The organism is Gemmatimonas groenlandica (genome assembly GCF_013004105.1).
Taxonomy (GTDB): Bacteria; Gemmatimonadota; Gemmatimonadetes; order Gemmatimonadales; family Gemmatimonadaceae; genus Gemmatimonas; species Gemmatimonas groenlandica.
Window position 1 is genome coordinate 333,459 of record NZ_CP053085.1, and the last position, 18,053, is coordinate 351,511.

The 18,053-nt window shown below is 65.5% G+C and carries 8 protein-coding genes; 6 read left to right on the plus strand and 2 right to left on the minus strand.

The features are described from left to right. Window positions 1–47 precede the first annotated feature (47 nt). Complete coding sequence (locus HKW67_RS01405; RefSeq protein ID WP_171223693.1) at window positions 48–359, minus strand: hypothetical protein; 312 nt, start codon at window positions 357–359, stop codon at window positions 48–50. A gap of 560 nt (window positions 360–919) precedes the next feature. On the opposite strand from HKW67_RS01405, the gene HKW67_RS01410 reads away from it, so the two are divergent. The 5 genes from HKW67_RS01410 to HKW67_RS01430 all read left to right on the plus strand — a co-directional run bounded on the left by HKW67_RS01410 (window position 920) and on the right by HKW67_RS01430 (window position 11,995). Next, on the plus strand, window positions 920–3,745 hold the full coding sequence (locus HKW67_RS01410) for a TonB-dependent receptor (RefSeq protein ID WP_171223694.1): 2,826 nt from the start codon (window positions 920–922) through the stop codon (window positions 3,743–3,745). After that, the gene (locus tag HKW67_RS01415; RefSeq protein ID WP_171223695.1) at window positions 3,742–5,412 is read left to right on the plus strand and encodes a DUF6850 family outer membrane beta-barrel protein; all 1,671 of its coding nucleotides are present in this window, start codon (window positions 3,742–3,744) and stop codon (window positions 5,410–5,412) included. Before HKW67_RS01410 ends, HKW67_RS01415 begins: the two co-directional genes overlap by 4 nt. Window positions 5,413–5,498: 86 nt before the next feature. Continuing rightward, complete coding sequence (locus HKW67_RS01420) at window positions 5,499–6,851, plus strand: DUF4876 domain-containing protein (RefSeq protein WP_171223696.1); 1,353 nt, start codon at window positions 5,499–5,501, stop codon at window positions 6,849–6,851. A gap of 7 nt (window positions 6,852–6,858) precedes the next feature. Further along, complete coding sequence (locus HKW67_RS01425) at window positions 6,859–8,274, plus strand: DUF4876 domain-containing protein (protein ID WP_171223697.1); 1,416 nt, start codon at window positions 6,859–6,861, stop codon at window positions 8,272–8,274. 379 nt (window positions 8,275–8,653) lie between these two features. Further along, on the plus strand, window positions 8,654–11,995 hold the full coding sequence (locus tag HKW67_RS01430; protein WP_171223698.1) for a PAS domain S-box protein: 3,342 nt from the start codon (window positions 8,654–8,656) through the stop codon (window positions 11,993–11,995). A gap of 22 nt (window positions 11,996–12,017) precedes the next feature. Here the strand turns inward: HKW67_RS01430 and HKW67_RS01435 are convergent, their stop codons facing one another. Continuing rightward, window positions 12,018–15,203: a VPS10 domain-containing protein gene (locus tag HKW67_RS01435; RefSeq protein ID WP_171223699.1), complete on the minus strand. Its 3,186-nt coding sequence runs from the start codon at window positions 15,201–15,203 to the stop codon at window positions 12,018–12,020. A 209-nt stretch (window positions 15,204–15,412) separates the two neighbouring features. On the opposite strand from HKW67_RS01435, the gene HKW67_RS01440 reads away from it, so the two are divergent. Next, entirely contained in the window at window positions 15,413–18,046 is a 2,634-nt protein-coding gene (locus HKW67_RS01440) for a serine/threonine-protein kinase (protein WP_171223700.1), read from the plus strand. Window positions 18,047–18,053: the final 7 nt, after the last annotated feature.

An 18,053-nucleotide genomic window follows, 5' to 3' on the forward strand; every position in this document is an offset into this window, starting at 1 on the left:
CGAACCGACGGGAGTCAGCAGCGATACGGTTACGGCTGTGCCGAAGATCAGTGGAATTCCGTACATCGCCCAAGGCCACGTGTAGCCTCCGGCATCGCCCACCAGCACGAAGCGACCGATGCCCCACGCCCCCTCACCACTGCGGACGCCCACGCGCCGGCTGTCGTCGCGCGCGGCCAGTGAAACCCGGCCAAGTGCGTAAACGCCAACGCGGCCACCGGGATGTTGGCGAGAATCAGGCGGTTGAGAATACCATCGAGTAGCACGTTGGCGCCCAACCAGCAGAGCAGCGCCAACCGCGCCGTGGTGGCGCGCTGACCACGAACCGTCGATGCGAGATGCAAGTCGGCCTGCAGCATGGAAGCACAGCCAGGCGGTCACCCTCGTCACGCGAGGGTGGCCGCATATGTTTGGCCGACTGCACGGCCTCGATCCACCGGCGAGACATGGTAGATAGACGTCGGCGACGGCGTGCGCGTCGAATGAGAGATCGTGCACCAATGCAGCTTTTGGCGCCCTCGCATACCGCTATTGTTGCTTGCCGCGGACAGTTGACTCCGTCCGCATCAGACAGTTGCTTCGATCCGAAGCAGCGAACGTGTTGTCCGTATTGCAGGTCGGTCGACGTAGGCACGGGCGACGTAGTCCGAAATCGTCGTCGAAACTCCGAACAACACCCTGCCGCCTAGCTGCGAGCACGCGAGCGGCTGATTGGACGGCTGGGCAGCCGCCTGCGCGCGGCCATGGGACGAATGCTATTGCGACATTCTCTCCCTTTGGCAAAGCTTCCCTACGGGGCGACGGCCTCGGGTTGATCCCGCGTCAGACATTGCTTGGGGAGCGTTCATTGGTGACGAGAACGAACGACAGCCCATGGGCGTCTTCGACAAATCATTGCGCGCGTGCGACCGGACGGCGTGTGGCGTTCTGGCTCGCCTTTCTCGCCGCGCAGCTGGAACCAAATCGGCTGCCGGCGCAATCGTCGGCTGCCCGGATCGAGGGTAAGGTACGACTGCGCGGCAGCAATGCTGCCGTTGCGGACGCAACGGTCGGTGTGGAAGGCACCGACATCACTGCCCGCACGGACTCACTCGGCCGTTATGCGCTGGTCCGTGTACCCGCGGGCCCGCAGGTCCTGATCGCCCGACGTCTCGGATACGCGTCGACACGTGTTCCGGTAACCGTTCCTGCGGCAGGGGCGCGCACCGTTGACATCGTCCTCGCCACGAGCGCGCTCCAACTCGACCAGCTCATCGTCACCGCCGACCGCACCGGGCGCGCCAAAGGCGAGCTTGGCACAGCCAGTGTGATCGATCGGGACGCCATCGCCAATCAGATCGCCTCCAGTCTGTCCGGAGTGCTCGAACTCATTCCCGGTGTTCCGCTGCAGCCGCCAGGGCTCGACGCTCCAGGGCAGTTTTCATTGCGCGCGCTCGCGGGCCTTGGCACGACCGGTGTGGGCGGCGTCTCCGGTCCTGGCGCCGCAGATATCGGAGCGGCCGGTACGTTGATTGTGCTGGACGGCATCCCACTTTCCAACAACGCCAACCTGCAAACCGTCGGTGTTCGCGGCGAAATCGTGTCGCAATCGTCTGCCGCCGGCGGCGGCATCGATCTGCGCCGCATTCCCGCCACAACGCTTGAGCGTGTGGAGGTGATTCGCGGCATCCCGTCGGCGCGGTGGGGCGATCTCACGCAGGGCGCGATCATCGTGGATACGCGGGCCGCGGCAACCATGCCGGAATTCGCCGGGCGCTTCGATCCGCGTACCACCGAAGGCAACCTCGTGGGCGGCCGTGGTTTCGCGACCGAGCGTCAGGCGCTCACTATCACCACCAACCTCGCCGAAACCCGAAACGCACGCACCCTGAGCAGTGCCACGGCGCTTCGCGGAGCAGGGCAGGTCGCGCATCGGCTCAGCCTCGGCCAACGTGTAACGCTCGACGGTCGGCCGCTGAACGCACGCGTCACACTCGATACCCGCGTGGATTGGTGGCGTCTCAAGTTCGACAGTCCGGAGCGACCCGATCTCGAAGTCGGACGCAATTCCTTTCAGGACGACTATGGCCTCAGGCTCGGTGAGCGTGCCCGCGCCGTCATCGGCGGTGGCCTGCTGGAGTGGACCGCGGCGTACGATCACCAGCGTCAGGAGACGCGCGAAACGCGCCGCATCTCACGCCCGACCACGCCCTTCACCAACAAGCTCGACAGTGGTTTCGCACTCGGCACCTACGTCGAGGGGACGTACAACGGTGCCTATGAACTTCAGGGTGCCCCACGTCTGCTGTACTCGCGCCTCGAGTGGGATCGGAGTCGCACGACTGGCTCAGGTCTGCATCTCTCTCAGCTACGCATCGGCAGCGAAGTGCGGCGCGAGTGGAATGTGGGCGAAGGCTATCTGTTCGACGTCAGTCGTCCGCCACAGGCCAGTCAGTTCAATGGCACGGCGGGGTATGATCGCCCGCGGGACTTCCGCGATACGCCGCCGTCCGCCACGAGCGGCATCTACACCGACGCGCGACTGTCGGCCCGTAGCGGTACTCGCACCGTTGACCTGCAGGCAGGTATTCGACTTGAGACACTGCACGACGGGTCGTGGTGGACCAGCGGCGTACGCTCCTCGCAACTCCAGCCACGTCTGACCGCGCAGGCCGCACCATGGCCTTGGCTGCGGTTCCGTGGGGGCGTGGGTGTCGTGAGCAAGTCGCCGACCATCGCACAGCTCAACCCGGCGAGGCAGTACTATGATCTCGTCAACGTGAACCGGTTCACTCCAGCGCCAAGTGAGCGGTTGTCGGCGCTGACCACGTACATCCGCGATGTGGGCAATCCTGATTTGGGGCTGTCGCGCGCGCAGAAGCAGGAAGTGGGTTTTGAACTGGACGGTGGCGCACGGCGCGGCTCCATCTCGGTGACGTGGTTCGACGATCGTATCCGTGGCGCGGTGACACTGCGTCGCGATCCGGATTTTTTGCAACGCGCGCGTTACGCGCTGGCCGATACCGGCCGCGGCACCGGACAGCCGGGTCGCATTCTGCAGCCGCCGCTCTTTTATGAGCCGGTGCCGGTATTTCGTGACCGCTACGTGAACAGCGGTCGCTTGGACACGCGCGGCGTCGAATACGTCGTCACGCTGCCAGTCATCCCGTCGCTGCGTACACGTCTCGAGATCAGCGGCGCACAACTGGAATCGAGTTTTGCCACCGACGATCGTGACTACGGGCCGGCGACGCGCGTGAACGATTTCCAGGTGGACACGATCATCAAGCGCATCGCGTACTTTGGCCGAGCGAGCACCGTGAACAAGCGCGGCATTCTGACGTGGCGGCTCGTGCATCATCAGCCCGAGCTTGGCTTTGTGGTCACGGCCACCGTGCAGCAACGGCTGGGTGACGTTCGTCGTGTGCTGAGTCGGTTCGATTCGCTCGCCTTCGACGGGTACATCACGCGCACCGGCACGCTCGTGCCAGTGCCCGAGGCGGACAAGCTCAAGCCCGAATTCGCAGACCTGCGGCAACTGCGGCCGAGTACCGGTGCAGGCACGTCACGCCTGGCGGATGATTGGCTCGCGTCGATTCAGGTCGCCAAGTCGCTACCAGGGAACGGCCGCCTCAGCTTCTACATCTTCAACGTGCTCGATAAGCTCGTCACCATCAGCGGCGGCTCGGCGCGCGCACTCCCGAGTACCCGCTTTGGCGCTGAGCTCACGGTACCGACCGCGTCGTGGATGCGAGGTGGGCCATGATCGGGCGGCGCGTTACGGGAGTGCTGGTTACCGCATCGATTATAAGCCTCGCGCCCCTGTCGATCCATGCGCAAGACGTCCCCGCTTCCGGATGGGGGCGCGCGATCGACAGCAACAGTGCGTCGTCGGCGGCGAGCGCGGCATGGTTTGGCGCATGGTCCCCGCTGCGCCCCGTGCTCGATGTGCCTCGCGGGCTGCTGCGTGCCCCGCTCGCCCCCGGACTGCTCGACGCGCCTGCACCACTAACGGGCGCGTTCGTGCTGGCCGGCGCACCGGGGGCGATCGTCCGCGACTTCCGCCCGTGGCTTGCCGGTGACACGGCACACTGGAGCGAGCTGCGTATGCGTCAGAGCGGTGAGTCGGGCACATACAAACGTCCACTCGATGTCGCCGACGCGAACGTCACGCAGGCGATCGGGCAGGGGTGGGCGCCGATAGGGTCGCGCGGTGTCGCGGTGGGCCGGTTTATCCTGGACCGCGAACGACATGATGCCACTGGCTACTCGCAACGGGTCGCCCCGTACTGGTCGTCGCCGTTCATTGTGACCGACTCGGTCACCCCGCCCATGCAACGCACGCGCGTGCGCCTCGAGGGCGCGGTCGGCTGGCAGGTGGCGGGGTTCGGACTCGGCGTATCGGCCGGTGTCGAGTCGCGCGAGCACAACTCGGTCAACGTGCCGCTGCGTCGGTCAGGACGGGCGGCCACACCCGCGGTGGTGCTTGGCGCGGACCGTGCGCTGCCATGGCTGGGGCTGGTCGTCGGCGCGTATTACAAATGGTCCGAGCCCAACGAAACGAATGTGCTGAACGCCGTTCCGCTGCCGACCATCATGTACCAGCTCAAGGGCTACGACGAACCGTTCGGCTTCATCGTGACGGACGCCAATCCGGTCTTCGTTCGCAATGACCGACAGCTGCGGGCTACTGGCGGTACCGCACAGCTCACGGTCCTCGGGACCCGCCTCGTCGTCGCACACGAACAGGCCCAGCGCGCCGAAGACCAATATCAGAACTTTGTCTCCGGCAACACGCCCACCGATCGATGGCGCGCGACCGGTAGCACATCGCACCTGCAGCTATCGCGTGGCGTCGGCCGGTTGCTGCGCGCGACGGTCGTTGCATCACGTACAAAGTTGACGGGCGTTGGGACGCGCTCCGATCTCACGGGCGTCGCGATCGACGGCGGCGACGAGGCATCGAGTGTCGAGGCAGACGTGCGCGCTTCCCGCGGGCACTGGATGGCCGCACTGCTCGGCGGGTTCGCGCAGCGCTCCCATGCACGTGTGGACTACGTGGCTGAGCGCCGGACCGCTCTCGACATCAGTACGCCATTCGTCGGTGGCGAAGTCGCGCGACAGCTGGGTCGCGGTGGCCTCGCGCTCGGCGCGTCCTTGGCAACACGTGCGGCGACGGGTGGTATCCCGACCATTCCCGCCCCGCAAGTCGCTCCGACCTATCGACGGCTACTACAGCCCGAATTGGCGTACGAGGCCGCTCAGTCGCAGGCGGTGGCGGGGTGGGCATCGGTGCGGGTGCCGGTTTCCTCGCAGTTGCTGGTGATCTCGGCGCGGATGGAACGGGCGTCACCGAGCACCGCTTCACCCACGCGGTTGCAACCGGTTGGCGACAGGACGGCGTGGAGCCTTGGCGTGGGGTGGCAGCGGTGAACGTGTCAACGAACGTGTCAACGAACGTGTCAACGAACGTGCCGAGAGACATGCCTGATGCACGTCGCAAACGAGGAGGGCTGGCAATGATGCGATGCATGCGGGACGCGCTCACCAACGCGGCGATTTGTCTTGCGTTTGGAGTGACAGCGTGTGGTGGCGGCACGGTAGTCGACACCGGCACCGGGCCTGGGGCAACGCCGACCGACACGACCCGCCAGCCGACGGTGCAACGGGCGTCGATCGCGGCGCGCGTGACCATCGATCCCGCGGACGCAGCCATTGCGCAACAAGCGGGCATCACCGTGGGTGGCTTGACCGCCAAGCTCACCCGGTCCGCCGCAGGCTTTACTCCTGTCACCGCCGTGACGGCCGCCGATGGCACGGTGCGCTTCGACAACCTGTTCGAGGGGCGGTACCAGCTATCGATCGAACGTACCCTGAGCAGCACGGAGCTGCAGCGACTTACGCCCGGCGATCGCGAGGCCTCGCTCTTCGCGGGTGGCGTTGATGCCGTCTTGAGTCCACCCGGGAATGCGTCAGTCGAAGTGCCCTTGGTGTCGGCGCGTCGCGGCTCGCTGATCATCTCCGAGCTCTGGCCTTTTCAGGCCCCCGCCAGCGCGAGCTTCGGCTACGGCTTCGGCACGTACATCGAGGTGTACAACAACAGCGATACGACTGTTTATCTGGATGGTGTCACGATCGCTAACACACCGTTGGCGCTGCACGGCGGGTGGCCCGAGTATCCATGCGCGCAAAACAATCTCGCGGCTCGCATGGACTCCGTGTATTTGCGGCTGAGCAATCTCGGGAATGAGTTCCCCGGCACAGGGCGCGACTTTCCCCTGCCTCCGGGCGAAGGGCGCGTAGTTGCCATGGACGCGATCGACCATAACGCGGCGGCTCCAGGCATGGAACAGCTCGACTTGTCGCGGGCTGATTTCGAGAACATCGGATCGGACGCGGACACCGATAATCCCTTTGCCGTAAACATGGTGAGACGCACCAGCAGCCTGGGCCCGTTCGGCCGTGGGACACTCTACAACACGTCGAACATTGCATACGTACTGCTCCGGGCAGGTGCCTCCGCGGTAATCGATACCGTCGTCATAACGCAGACGTACGGTACACCTCCTGCCGTCGGCAGCCCGATGAAGGTGCCGCGGGTTCCGCGGGAGTATGTGCTCGATCTGGCGAGCTTCAACAGCGATCCGACCACTCCCGGATACGCGAATGTTTCCGGGATCACCTGCTCGCCGTTCATGGCGGCGTCATTCGATCGCGCGCCGGCGCCACTATTCAACACGAGCAAGAGTGTCGCGATTTCCCGCAGGTCTCTCGGGCGGACGGCTGCCGGCAAGGAAATCCTGCAGCGCACGCGCACGTCGGTGCGCGATTTCGAGCAGGGCCCGCCGCTATTGCGTACGCTTCGCAAGTGAGGTTCGCATGACACCCGCGTTTGCACTCGCCGGTTCACTCCGCGGTACCGAGATGCCCAATCGGGTCGGTCGCTTTAGGGCGTCGACCATGTACGCCGTCGTGCTGACCGCGGCTGCCGCCCTCGCGACTGCGTGCGGCGGCGGGGGCGTCGCCGACACCGGTGGAGGTCCAACCACACCGACCGACACGACACGTCCACCAACAGTGCAACGGGCGTCGGTCACGGCGCGCGTCACGATCGACCCCGCCGACGCGAGTCTTGCGCAGCAGGCGGGAATCGGCGTCGACGGACTCACCGTGCGTCTCACGTCATCGCGCGCGGGCGAACCCGTGCGCACTGCCGTCACCGGCGCCGATGGCACGGCACGTTTCGACAATCTGCTCGAGGGTATCTACACCGCCAGCGTCGATCGGGCGCTCACTGCGGCCGAGTTGCAGCGACTTCCTGTGGGGCAACGCGAAGCAGCGGTATTTGCCGGCGGGGGACAGGTCGTGTTGACACCACCCGCATCGCGCGATGCATCGATCGCTCTCGTCGGCGCGCGTCGCGGGTCAGTGGTGATCTCCGAAATCTTTGGCAATTATGGCCCGCCCGGCAGCGGCACGAACAACTACGTGTACGGCAGTTATCTCGAGGTGTACAACAACGGCGACACGACGGCGTACCTCGACGGCATGTTGTTGCTGCAGGCGTCCGGGTTGCACAGTTCCGTCACCAGCATCGGCGGGCCTTCGTGCGACCAGTCGCCCAATTCCGCACGACTCGACAGCACGGCAGTGTACACCGGTACCATCATCGCTTTCCCAGGATCAGGCCAGGACTACCCGATCAGACCCGGCGAGGCAAAGGTGATGGCGATGGATGCCGTCAATCACATGGTGGCCGCGCCCGAAAAGGAGCAGGTCGACCTGTCTCGCGCACAGTTCGAGCAATTCTGGACCGATGGCGACGTGGACAATCCGGAATCGGTCAACATGGTCCGCGTGTACGGCACCACTGCCGGCGTGTTCGGACGTGGCCTCCCCTATTTCAGCGGGAGTTTGCAGCATGTACTGCTCTCGCGAGCGGCGCGGCCGTTCGTGACGCCTGTTGACGTCCCGTATTGCGGCGCTAGCGGTTGCACCCCTCGCACATCCGCGCGGGTGCCGAGTGAGTACATCCTGGATCTCATGGCGCTCGAGTACTCACCGCTGACACCGGGGTACGCGGTGTCAGAGGCGCAGTATCCGCGGTGTGTGCCGTGGACCAGCCCGTTCTACGATCGTGCACCGGCACCGCTGGTGTCCACGATCCAGCGCAAGGCCATCGCGCGACGCTCACTCGGCCGCACCGCTGACGGACGTGAGATCCTGCAACGGACGCGGAATTCGGCGAGGGACCTGGAGTTGGCGGAGCCACTCAGGCGGTCGTTGAACAAGTAGCGCGTCGCTTCCGAGGCGATCCACGGTCGCAGGCGGTACCGTCGGCGACCCGACGTTTGGCGTAGGCGGGACCGATAAGAAGGCGAAATCGCTGGCGGCGTCGTCGCCGCGGCCGCGCCGTACTCGCGAACGCGAGCCTTACCACGCACTCCGCGCTGTCGTACGTTTTCAATACAAACACACTCGTGGCCGATCCTGGATGGCAGATTCGCGGTGTATTCCCTCAGGGTGACGCGGGCCAACAGGCGACTACGCGTGGGTACGTAGGTGTTCAGTCCCGGCGCAGTTGTTCCGGCGTTCCTAGGCGACTTCGCCGCGCAACCTACAGCGCGCGCGTTTCGCTCCCTAGCTTCTAGTCGGCGCCCAAGCCGGAGTGAGCGTGTCGCAGTCGCTTCCTAATGACCAGTCACTCCTCGCCGAGAATGCCGCGCTGCGCGTGCGCCTCGACAAGGCAGAGGCAATGCTCCGGGCTAGCGGCGTCCGCGAGACGGATGCGCTCGTGGCGGAGGGCGACGCCGACCCGCGGCATGAAGCGGAGGTGGCGCAACGTCGAAACGAAGCGCTGTTCTCCACGATCATCGAGCAGGCGCCGGGCGGCGTGTATGTGGTGGATGCGCAGTTTCGTGTGGCGGCGATGAACGCGGAGACGCGGCCGTACTTCGCGGCGGTGCAGCCGCTGATCGGGCACGATTTCGATGAAGCGCTGGAGATCGTGTGGGGACCGGAGGTCGGGCCGCAGATCGCGACCATCTTCCGACACACGCTGTCAACGGGCGAGCGCTATGTCTCGCCGCGCTTCTCGGAGCAGCGCCACGACATCGGCGTGGAGCAAGCGTTCCAATGGGAGACGCAGCGCATTACCCTGTCCGACGGGCAGCCCGGGGTGGTCTGCTATTTCCAGGAGATCACCGCGCGGGAGCGCGCCGAGGCGGCGCTGCGCGACAGTGAGGAGCGGCTGCGGCTGGCGATTGTCGGGTCGGATCTGGGGACCTGGCATTGGGACCTGCGCACGGGAGCGCTGGAGTGGTCAGAGCGGTGCCTCACGATCTTCGGTATTCCGCTGGGTACCGCCATGACCTACGAGACCTTTCTCGGCGCGCTGCATCCCGACGATCGCGCTCGCGCCGACGAGGCCGTGCGGAGCGCGCTGCAGGACGGCGCGGAATACCGCATCGAGTGTCGTACCGTCTGGCCCGATGGCAGTGAGCACTGGGCAGTGTCGCTCGGCCGCGCCTACACCGACGCCGATGGCGCGGCAACCCGCTTGGAAGGCATCGCCTTTGACATCACCGAACGCAAACGCGTGGAGATGGCGCTGCTGGAAAGCGAGCGAAACTATCGCGCACTGGCAACCGCCACGTCCGAGGTGGCCTACCGCATGTCAGCGGATTGGTCCAAGATGCTGCCGCTGGACGGACGCGACGTGGTGGCCAGTTCGGATGCCTCGCTCGTCGAATGGGCGTGGCTGAACCAAAACATCCCGACCGACGAGCACCCGCGCGTGAGGCGGGCGATCAGCGAAGCCGTCGCCACACAGGCGCTTTTTGAGTTGGAGCATCGCGTCCGTGATTCCAACGGCTCGGTCGGCTGGACGTTGTCTCGCGCCGTGCCAATTCTCGATGCGAACGGAACCGTGACCGCGTGGTTTGGCACCGCGAGCAACATCACCGACAGACGGAACGCACAGGAGGCGCTCAGCGCGAGCGAGGCCCGCAACGCGTTTCTGGTGATGCTGGCCGACACCCTGCGCCCGCTGTCGGACCCCGTCACGATCCAGGTCGAAGCGAGTCGCGTGTTGGGCGAGCGGCTCGGCGCCAACCGGGTCGCGTACTTCGAGGTGCACGGGGACGACTTCATCGTCCTGCGCGACTACACGAGCGCGGTCCCGTCCATCGTCGGGTCACACCCCGTCGCGTCGTTTGCACCAGCGATCCTGGCCGTGTTACGGACCGGCCGCACTTCGGCCGAGCGGGACGTGCACGGTCAGCCTATAACGCCGGATGAGCAAGCGGTCTTTGCTCACCTGCAGGTTCGCGCTTACATCACGGTGCCGTTGATCAAGGATGGGCAGTTCGTGGCGGGCCTTTCTGTGCACACCGACACCGTGCGGACGTGGTCGGCCGCGGAGCTCGCGATGGCAGAGGACACCGCCGAGCGGACGTGGGCGGCGGTTGAACGGGCGCGCGCCGAGAGCGCGCTGCGCGAGAGCGAGGCCCGCCTGAGCGGCATTCTGCGCCACTCACCGGTGGGCATCGTCGAAACCGACGCTCACGGCGCCATGACGCTGGTCAACCCGTGCTGGTGTGAGATGTTGGGCCGCGCCGAGGCAGAACTACTGGGCCGCACCATCCTCGATTTCACCCACCCCGCGTGCGTCGATGCGACCGCGACGGCGTTCCGTGGTGTGGCCTCCGGTGGACCGGATATCGTGATCGAGCTCGATTACTGCCGCAAGGACGGTTCGGTGCTTCACGCGCAGAGCCACGTCACCGCCATCTTGTCTCCCGCCGGCGAGCTCGTCGGAATGATCGCGGTGGTGCTGGACGTCTCCGCACGCCTTCGCGCCGAAGCGGAATTGCGCCGGCTTGCTGCCAATCTGTCCGAGGTCGACCGCCGGAAGGACGTATTTCTGGCGACGCTCGCCCACGAATTGCGGAATCCGCTGGCCCCCATCCGCAACGGCTTGCAAATCATGGAGCTCGCCGAGGCCGATACCGGGATGGTGGAGAAAACACGCTCCATGATGGAGCGACAGGTTGAGCACATGACTCGGCTGATTGACGATCTGATGGATGTGAGTCGCATCAGCTTGGGCAAAATCCAGTTGCGAACGGCGACGATGTCACTGGCGGATGCCGTGCAAAGTGCTGTGGAGAGTAGCCGCGCGCTGATTGAGGTGCAGGGCCATGAACTCGTCGTCGACGTTCCTCTCGAACCCATTTACGTCGAAGGCGACGTCGCCCGGCTGTCGCAGGTCTTTGCCAACCTGCTCAACAACGCGGCCAAGTACACCGGCCGGGGCGGACGCATTCGGCTGGCCGTCGAGCAGCAGGAGATCGACGCGGTGGTGAGCGTCGATGATAACGGAGACGGCATTGCGGCCGACAAGTTGTCTCATGTGTTCGACATGTTCACGCAGATCGACGGCTCGCTGGAGAAGTCGCACGGCGGGCTGGGCCTCGGCCTGTACATCGTGAAGCGGCTGGTAGAGCTGCACGATGGCAGCATTATCGTCGAAAGCGGCGGCTATGGAGCAGGGAGCCGGTTTGTCGTGCGCCTTCCAGCGGCACTGGCCCCAGGAACCAACGGTGCAGTCGACCACAAGCATGAGCCAAGAAGCACGCCGGTACGGCGCCGCATCCTGGTGGTCGATGACAACCACGACGTAGCGACCAGCTTAGCTGAGTTGTTGCACGTCATGGGGAACAACACCAAGACGGCCTTCGACGGCGAGCAGGCCTTGATCATAGCCGAGGCATTCCGGCCGGACGTGATCGTGATGGACATCGGCATGCCGAAGCTGAACGGCTACGACGCGTGTCGCCGTATCCGGAGTGAGCCGTGGGGACAGAACATCGTCATCATTGCCCAGTCTGGCTGGGGGCAGGAAGACCAAGTGCGGATGTCGCAGGAAGCCGGGTTCACGTCGCACCTGGTGAAGCCGGTCGATCCCGTCGCCCTGAATACGCTACTCGCCGGTTTGCCCGCGCCGATGGTGTGACATCCCTGCGACCCGCTGCACCCTACATCTTCGGCCCGGTCGCAATCGGCGGCAGCCCAATGGCTCGCAGCGCATTGTTCAAGCGCGCCACATCGCGACGCAGGATGCCGTCGAGCTTGCTGAGGTGCGTGTCCAGCTCACGCGAGAGTTCCAGGTGCATGCGCACGTAGGCCGCCGTTGGTCGCGCATCGCCCTGCTCGAGATTCGCGCGCAGCCCGGTCAGCCTATCGTTCAGCCGGATGGGAAACGCGATCTTGTCCTTCGGGCTCTGGTTCTTCACCTGATACAGCTGCTGCTCGACCGCACTCATCTCGCGATCAAGCGTCGTCGCCGCGCTGCGGAGACTGTCCATCATCGTGGCGGTCACCGCGCTCGTGGCCGTGGCCGCGAGTTGTGCCGCCTCACCGTTCCGCGATATCACTTCGCGGCGAATCGCCCGCACGCGTATGACCGCCTCGTTGGCCGCGCTTTCCGCATCGCGAATGGCTCGCGCCAGAACGAACTGCGCGCGCAGGTCGGCATCGGTGACGTCGGTGAGGCGCGGATCCTTGACCAGCACGAGGTCTTGCAGCTCGGTGACCGTGCCAGGCGCGGTGCTCGTGCCGCCGAGAGTGGTGTCCTGCAGCGCGCCGCCAAAGGCGGTGAACCGTACGCGATATCGTCCGGGTGGTGCCCACGGACCACGGCGCGGATCGCCGCCTTCCAGCACGATGCCGGGGAAACTGGTGGCGCCGGTATAACGCCCGTCCCACGTGACACGATGCAGGCCGCGCGTAAGGGCGTCGCGGCTCGAGATCGCCATGGTGCGCACAACCGCGCCGCTCGGCTCCAGCACGTCAAGGCGCACGCTGTCGGCGGCGGCGTGGAGGAGATAGTCGAACTCTGCCGAGTAAACGCGGCGCACCGCCGTGGCCGGCTTGAGCAAGTGCGTACCCGTGACACGGCCGGCCAGCATCTCCGTGGTGAACTGCCGCAGCGGCTCGATGTTGTCCATCACGTAGAACGAGCGACCATGCGTGGCGATCACGACATCGCGCTGCTCCACCACCAGATCGGAAACCTGGACGTCGGGCAGATTCTGCGACAGTGGTCGCCACGCCGCCCCATTGTTGAACGACACGTACACGCCGTGTTCCGTGCCGGCGAAGAGCAGCCCGGCGCGTACGCGATCTTCGCGCACCACGCGCACGAAGTCGTCGTCAGCAATGCCGTTGATGATTTTCGTCCACGTGGCGCCGTAATCCTCGGTGCGCCAGATATACGGCGCGCGATCATCCATCTGCTGTCGCTCGACGGCCACATACGCCGCGCCGGCGCGATGCGGTGATGCGTCGATGCGGCTGACGCGCGAGTTGGGCGCGAGGCCCGGCGGAGTCACGTTCTTCCAGTGCCCGCCGCCATCGCGTGTGAGGTGGACCAATCCATCGTCCGAACCGGTCCAGATGGTGCTCGCCTCGCGCCGCGACGGCGCGATGGTGAAAATGGTGGCGTAGATCTCAGGACCATCCTGATCGAGGATGATCGGGCCACCGCTGTTCCCCATCGTCGCGCTGTCGGCCCGCGTGAGATCCGGGCTGATCTTCCGCCAGGTGCGACCGTCGTCGAGGGACTTCCACAGATGCTGTGACCCCGCGTACAGCGCGACGGGCCCGGGCCGCGCGCCCAAGCGCGAGACCGCGATGGGATAGGTCCAGTTCCATCGTTCCGGCATGGCCGAGGCAGGCTCCCCCATGACAAGGCGCGGATTCGGCTGCACGTCACGCGCCTGTCCGGAGCGTCGATCGAATCGGGTGAGCGTGTTCGTCGCGCCGGCGAAGAGAATGTCCGGCGCACCCGGCTTGGGTGCGATGTCCGCGCTCTCACCACCGCCGACCTCGTAGTACCAGTCGCCAGGTCGCGAACCCGGAGGCGCCATCGCACTCGCGGCATCACTCGGCACGCAGATGGTGGAGTTGTCCTGTTGTGCACCGCACACGTGATACGGCGTTTCGTCGGTGGTGGCCACCCGATAGATCTGCGCTGTGGGATAGCGTGTTCCGGTCCACGTGGCACCGCCCGTGACGGACACGATCGCGCCCGCGTCATTCGCTTCGATCATCCGTCGCGGGTCGCGTGGGTCGATCCACAAGTCGTGATGGTCCGCGTGAGGGGCATCGATGGTCGTAAACGTCTTGCCGCCGTCCACCGACTTCTCGATCAGAAAATTCAGCACGTACACGCCGTCGCGATTCGTGGGGTCGGCGGTCAGCCGCATGAAGTAGAATGCGCGCTGCCAGAGATTGCGACCGGCATTGACCAGCGCCCACGTCGCGCCCGCGTCGTCGGAGCGATACAGCCCACCGCGCTCTGCTTCGACATTCGCCCACACGCGACGACTGTCGGCCCCACTCACCGTCACAGTGATCTTCCCCAAGACGCCACCCGGGAGGCCGGCGTTGCGCGTGAGTTCTGTCCAGGTATCACCGCCGTCGACGGATTTAAAAAGGCCCGACCCCGCGCCGCCGCTCCAGAGCATCCACGGCCTGCGGTACACTTCCCACAGCGTCGCGTAGAGCACGCGCGGGTTGTTGGGGTCGATGATGAGATCGACGGCGCCGGTTCGATCGTTGCGAAACAGAATCCGCGTCCAGCTCTGGCCGCCGTTTGTCGTACGGAACACGCCGCGCTCGTCGTTCGGCGCGTACGGGTGGCCGAGTGCCGCGATGTAGACGCGGTCGGGATCACGTGGATCGATGCGGATGCGCGCGATGGCCTGCGTGTTGGCGAGGCCGATGTGTGACCAGTGCGCGCCGGCATCGCTGCTGCGATAGACCCCGTCGCCCTGCATGATGTTGCCGCGCAGTTCGGCCTCGCCCATCCCCATGTACACGACATCCGGATTCGACTCGGCCACCGCCACGGCGCCCACCGACGAACTCTTGAGCTGACCGTCGGTCACGGGCGCCCAGCTCGTCCCGCCGTCACTGGTTTTCCAGAGGCCGCCACCGGTGGCGCCGAAGTAGTACTCGAGCGGTCGTTGCGCGGAGCCGGTGGCCGCGATCGAGCGGCCGCCGCGGTTGGGGCCGATATTGCGCCAGCGGAGCGGCGCGAAAAGGGCCGCGTCAGTGGGCGACTGGGCGTGCAGCTGCGCGTGCGCCGCACGAACACGGCCAATCGAGAGCGCCAGTGCCGAGACAATGGCGACGAGAGCGATGAGAGGAGAGCGCATGCGGGAACGTACCGCGGTTGACGAGCGATGACGAGTTTGCGGGGTCGTTCTGCCGTGAACCGTCCGATGATTGGGGTACGGAGATAGGAGTGCGAAAGAAGGACCCCGGTGATGCCGCGCGGAGTGTGGTGGCGTATCCGGCAAGCGCGCGAAGACTCGCGTCGCAACGTCGGCTGGCGGCTCCCCGTCGCTCCACCCATCTTCTGCCTATGCCACGCACCATTGCCGAACGACTCACTTCTGCGCTCGCTGGACGCTACGTCCTCGAGCGCGAGCTCGGTGCCGGTGGCATGGCCACGGTGTGGCTTGCGCGAGACCTTCGCCACGATCGTGCGGTGGCGCTCAAGGTGCTCCGCCCGGAACTCACGGCGGTCCTCGGTGCTGAGCGCTTTCTCGACGAAATCCGGCTCACCGCGCGGCTCGACCATCCCCATATCCTCACGCTGATTGACTCGGGTGAGGCCGACGGACTGCTGTTCTACGTGCTGCCGTACGTGCGTGGCGAAAGCCTCCGCGCCAGGCTCGATCACGAAAAGCAGCTTCCGCTCGACGACGCCGTGCGACTCGTGCGGCAGGTGGCGTCCGCCTTGGCATACGCCCACAGCCACGGCGTGGTGCACCGCGATATCAAACCCGAGAATATCCTGCTGCACGAGGGCGAAGCCGTCGTCACCGACTTCGGGATTGCGCTCGCGCTGCGCGAAGCCGGCGGCACGCGCCTCACTGAATCGGGGCTCAGCCTTGGCACGCCCCAGTACATGAGCCCGGAGCAGGCGACTGGCGATCGAGAGCTCGACGCCCGATCCGATGTGTACAGTCTGGGTGCGGTGCTCTACGAATTAATCACCGGCGATCCGCCGCATGCGGGCACCACAGTGCAGGCCGTCATCGCCAAGCTGCTGACGGAGAAGCCGACGTCACTGCGCACGCTTCGCAATACGGTGCCGGACGCACTCGAAAAGGCTGTGTTCAAAGCGCTCTCCAAAGTGCCCGCCGACCGCTTCACCGGAGCCAACACGTTCGGCGATGCGATCGCGGCCGGGCTCACCCAACCGGAACGCGGCTCGGAGTCCCCACCATCGCAGCGGTCTCTGTGGAAGCCAATGATGCTTGGCGTTGGCATCGGGCTCGCCGTTGTCACGGCAACGTGGCTGTTGCTCGGTACGCGCGGTGTTGCCGCGACGACGGCGAACATCCCGGAAGCTGGGGTGCCAGCCACGTACTTCGGCGACGTGCTGGATTTCGCCCTCTCGCCCGATGCGCAGCGACTGGCGCTGGGTCGACTGGCCTGTCCGGAACGCGGCCGCTGTGAAACCGTGGTGGAGGTCCGGGACGTGCGTGGCGGCATCTCCCTGCCGTTGGCGCGATTCCTCGCCACGTACGACATGCGATGGAGTCGCGACGGCCGCTACGTCGACGTCACCGCAGCTGACTCCACTGGACGGTTTGGTCTCTTTCGCGTGTCGTCGCTCGGCGGCCCCGTGGCCTACCTCGGACTCTTCGGCTTTGCCCAATCGGTTGGCCGGACAGACTCACTCTTCGTTGGTGTTAGTGTTTCCAATTTCATTCGACTTGGTTTTTTGCTCCCCGGCGAGACGGCGCAGCGCGACACCGCCTCGTTTGTTGGCCTTGACGCGTGGGCGATCTCGCCAGATGCCGCACGCATCGCGTTGGTGCAACAGCGTGGCGGTCAGAACCAAATCCGGTTGGTAGACCGGCGTTGGCGCACACTCGACTCACTGTCGGTCCCGGAGTACTACTCGCAGCCGCGCTGGTCGCCACCGGGCGACGCGCTGCTGTGGGTCGCCGACGCCAACAGCGATGTCGGCCTGCGGGTCGTGCGGGTGGAGGTCGATCGCGCTAGCGGCCGCTTCCGCGGATCACCAAGAGCGGTCACGGTGCCGTTCGACATGCCGCAGTCCTTTTCTGGCCGCCGCCTGGATATCGCCGACGATGGCACGATCGCGTACGTGAGCGGGGTGACGCCCCGTGTCTTGCAGCTGATGTCGAGAACGCGAGCCGGCACTGTTCCCTCGGTCGTTCGTCGCATTGTTGGACAGACCGGTCGATTGAGCGCGTTCATCTCGCCAAACGGCGGCACCATCGCGTTCACCAGACTGGCTGCCCATAAAGGTTCGGCGACCGACCAACTCATCGCCTTCGACGTGGCCGCGGGGCAGGAGCGCGAGATCTCTCCGCCGCTCCAGCATTTCGTCGACGCGGTGTGGACGAACGATGGCACGGCGCTTATCTACGCGTCGTACGAAGAGGGCGTCGGAACTCGCTTCACGCGCTGGGATCGCGCCACCGACCGTCGACAACTGGTCGGCACCTACCCGGGGCGTTCGCTGAATCTTATTTCGGTGATGCCTGACGAGTCATTGTTCACCATCGGTGAAGACGGCGCGAGTGTGGAGCACCTCGCCAGGGATACCGGCGAGCGGGTACGCCGCTTCCCGTTACCCGGAGGACAGGCGGTCACCGTGCTCGTTGCTGCCCCCGACGGCACAGACGCGGCGACGATGTCTTGGACCGCGAGCGGTGATTCGCTCGTGATCGGCAGCCTTGACCTACGGTCCGGTGCGTGGAAGGAGTTTACTCGATTGTTTGCCGAGGGCACCGGAACGATGCGTTGGCTAGCCGAAGGCAGTGTCGAGTTCACGATCACCAGCTCGGTGTCAGCCAGTGAGCTGTATCGGCTTGACCCGCGACGCGGAACCGTGACGCGGCTGGGAGAGCTCGCCGTACCGTTTGCGTCCTACAACTTTTCACGAGATGGTCGCTGGGCGACGGCCGTGGAACGGCGCGTCGTCTCCAACGTGTATCTGGTGCGTCCCCGCTAGCGAGCCG

Coding starts and splice junctions, on each gene's coding strand:
- HKW67_RS01435 (WP_171223699.1), bottom strand. CDS start 15,203: ATGCGCTCTCCTCTCATCGCTCTCGTCGCCATTGTCTCGGCACTGGCG.
- HKW67_RS01415 (WP_171223695.1), top strand. CDS start 3,742: ATGATCGGGCGGCGCGTTACGGGAGTGCTGGTTACCGCATCGATTATA.
- HKW67_RS01440 (WP_171223700.1), top strand. CDS start 15,413: ATGCCACGCACCATTGCCGAACGACTCACTTCTGCGCTCGCTGGACGC.
- HKW67_RS01405 (WP_171223693.1), bottom strand. CDS start 359: ATGCTGCAGGCCGACTTGCATCTCGCATCGACGGTTCGTGGTCAGCGC.
- HKW67_RS01420 (WP_171223696.1), top strand. CDS start 5,499: ATGATGCGATGCATGCGGGACGCGCTCACCAACGCGGCGATTTGTCTT.
- HKW67_RS01425 (WP_171223697.1), top strand. CDS start 6,859: ATGACACCCGCGTTTGCACTCGCCGGTTCACTCCGCGGTACCGAGATG.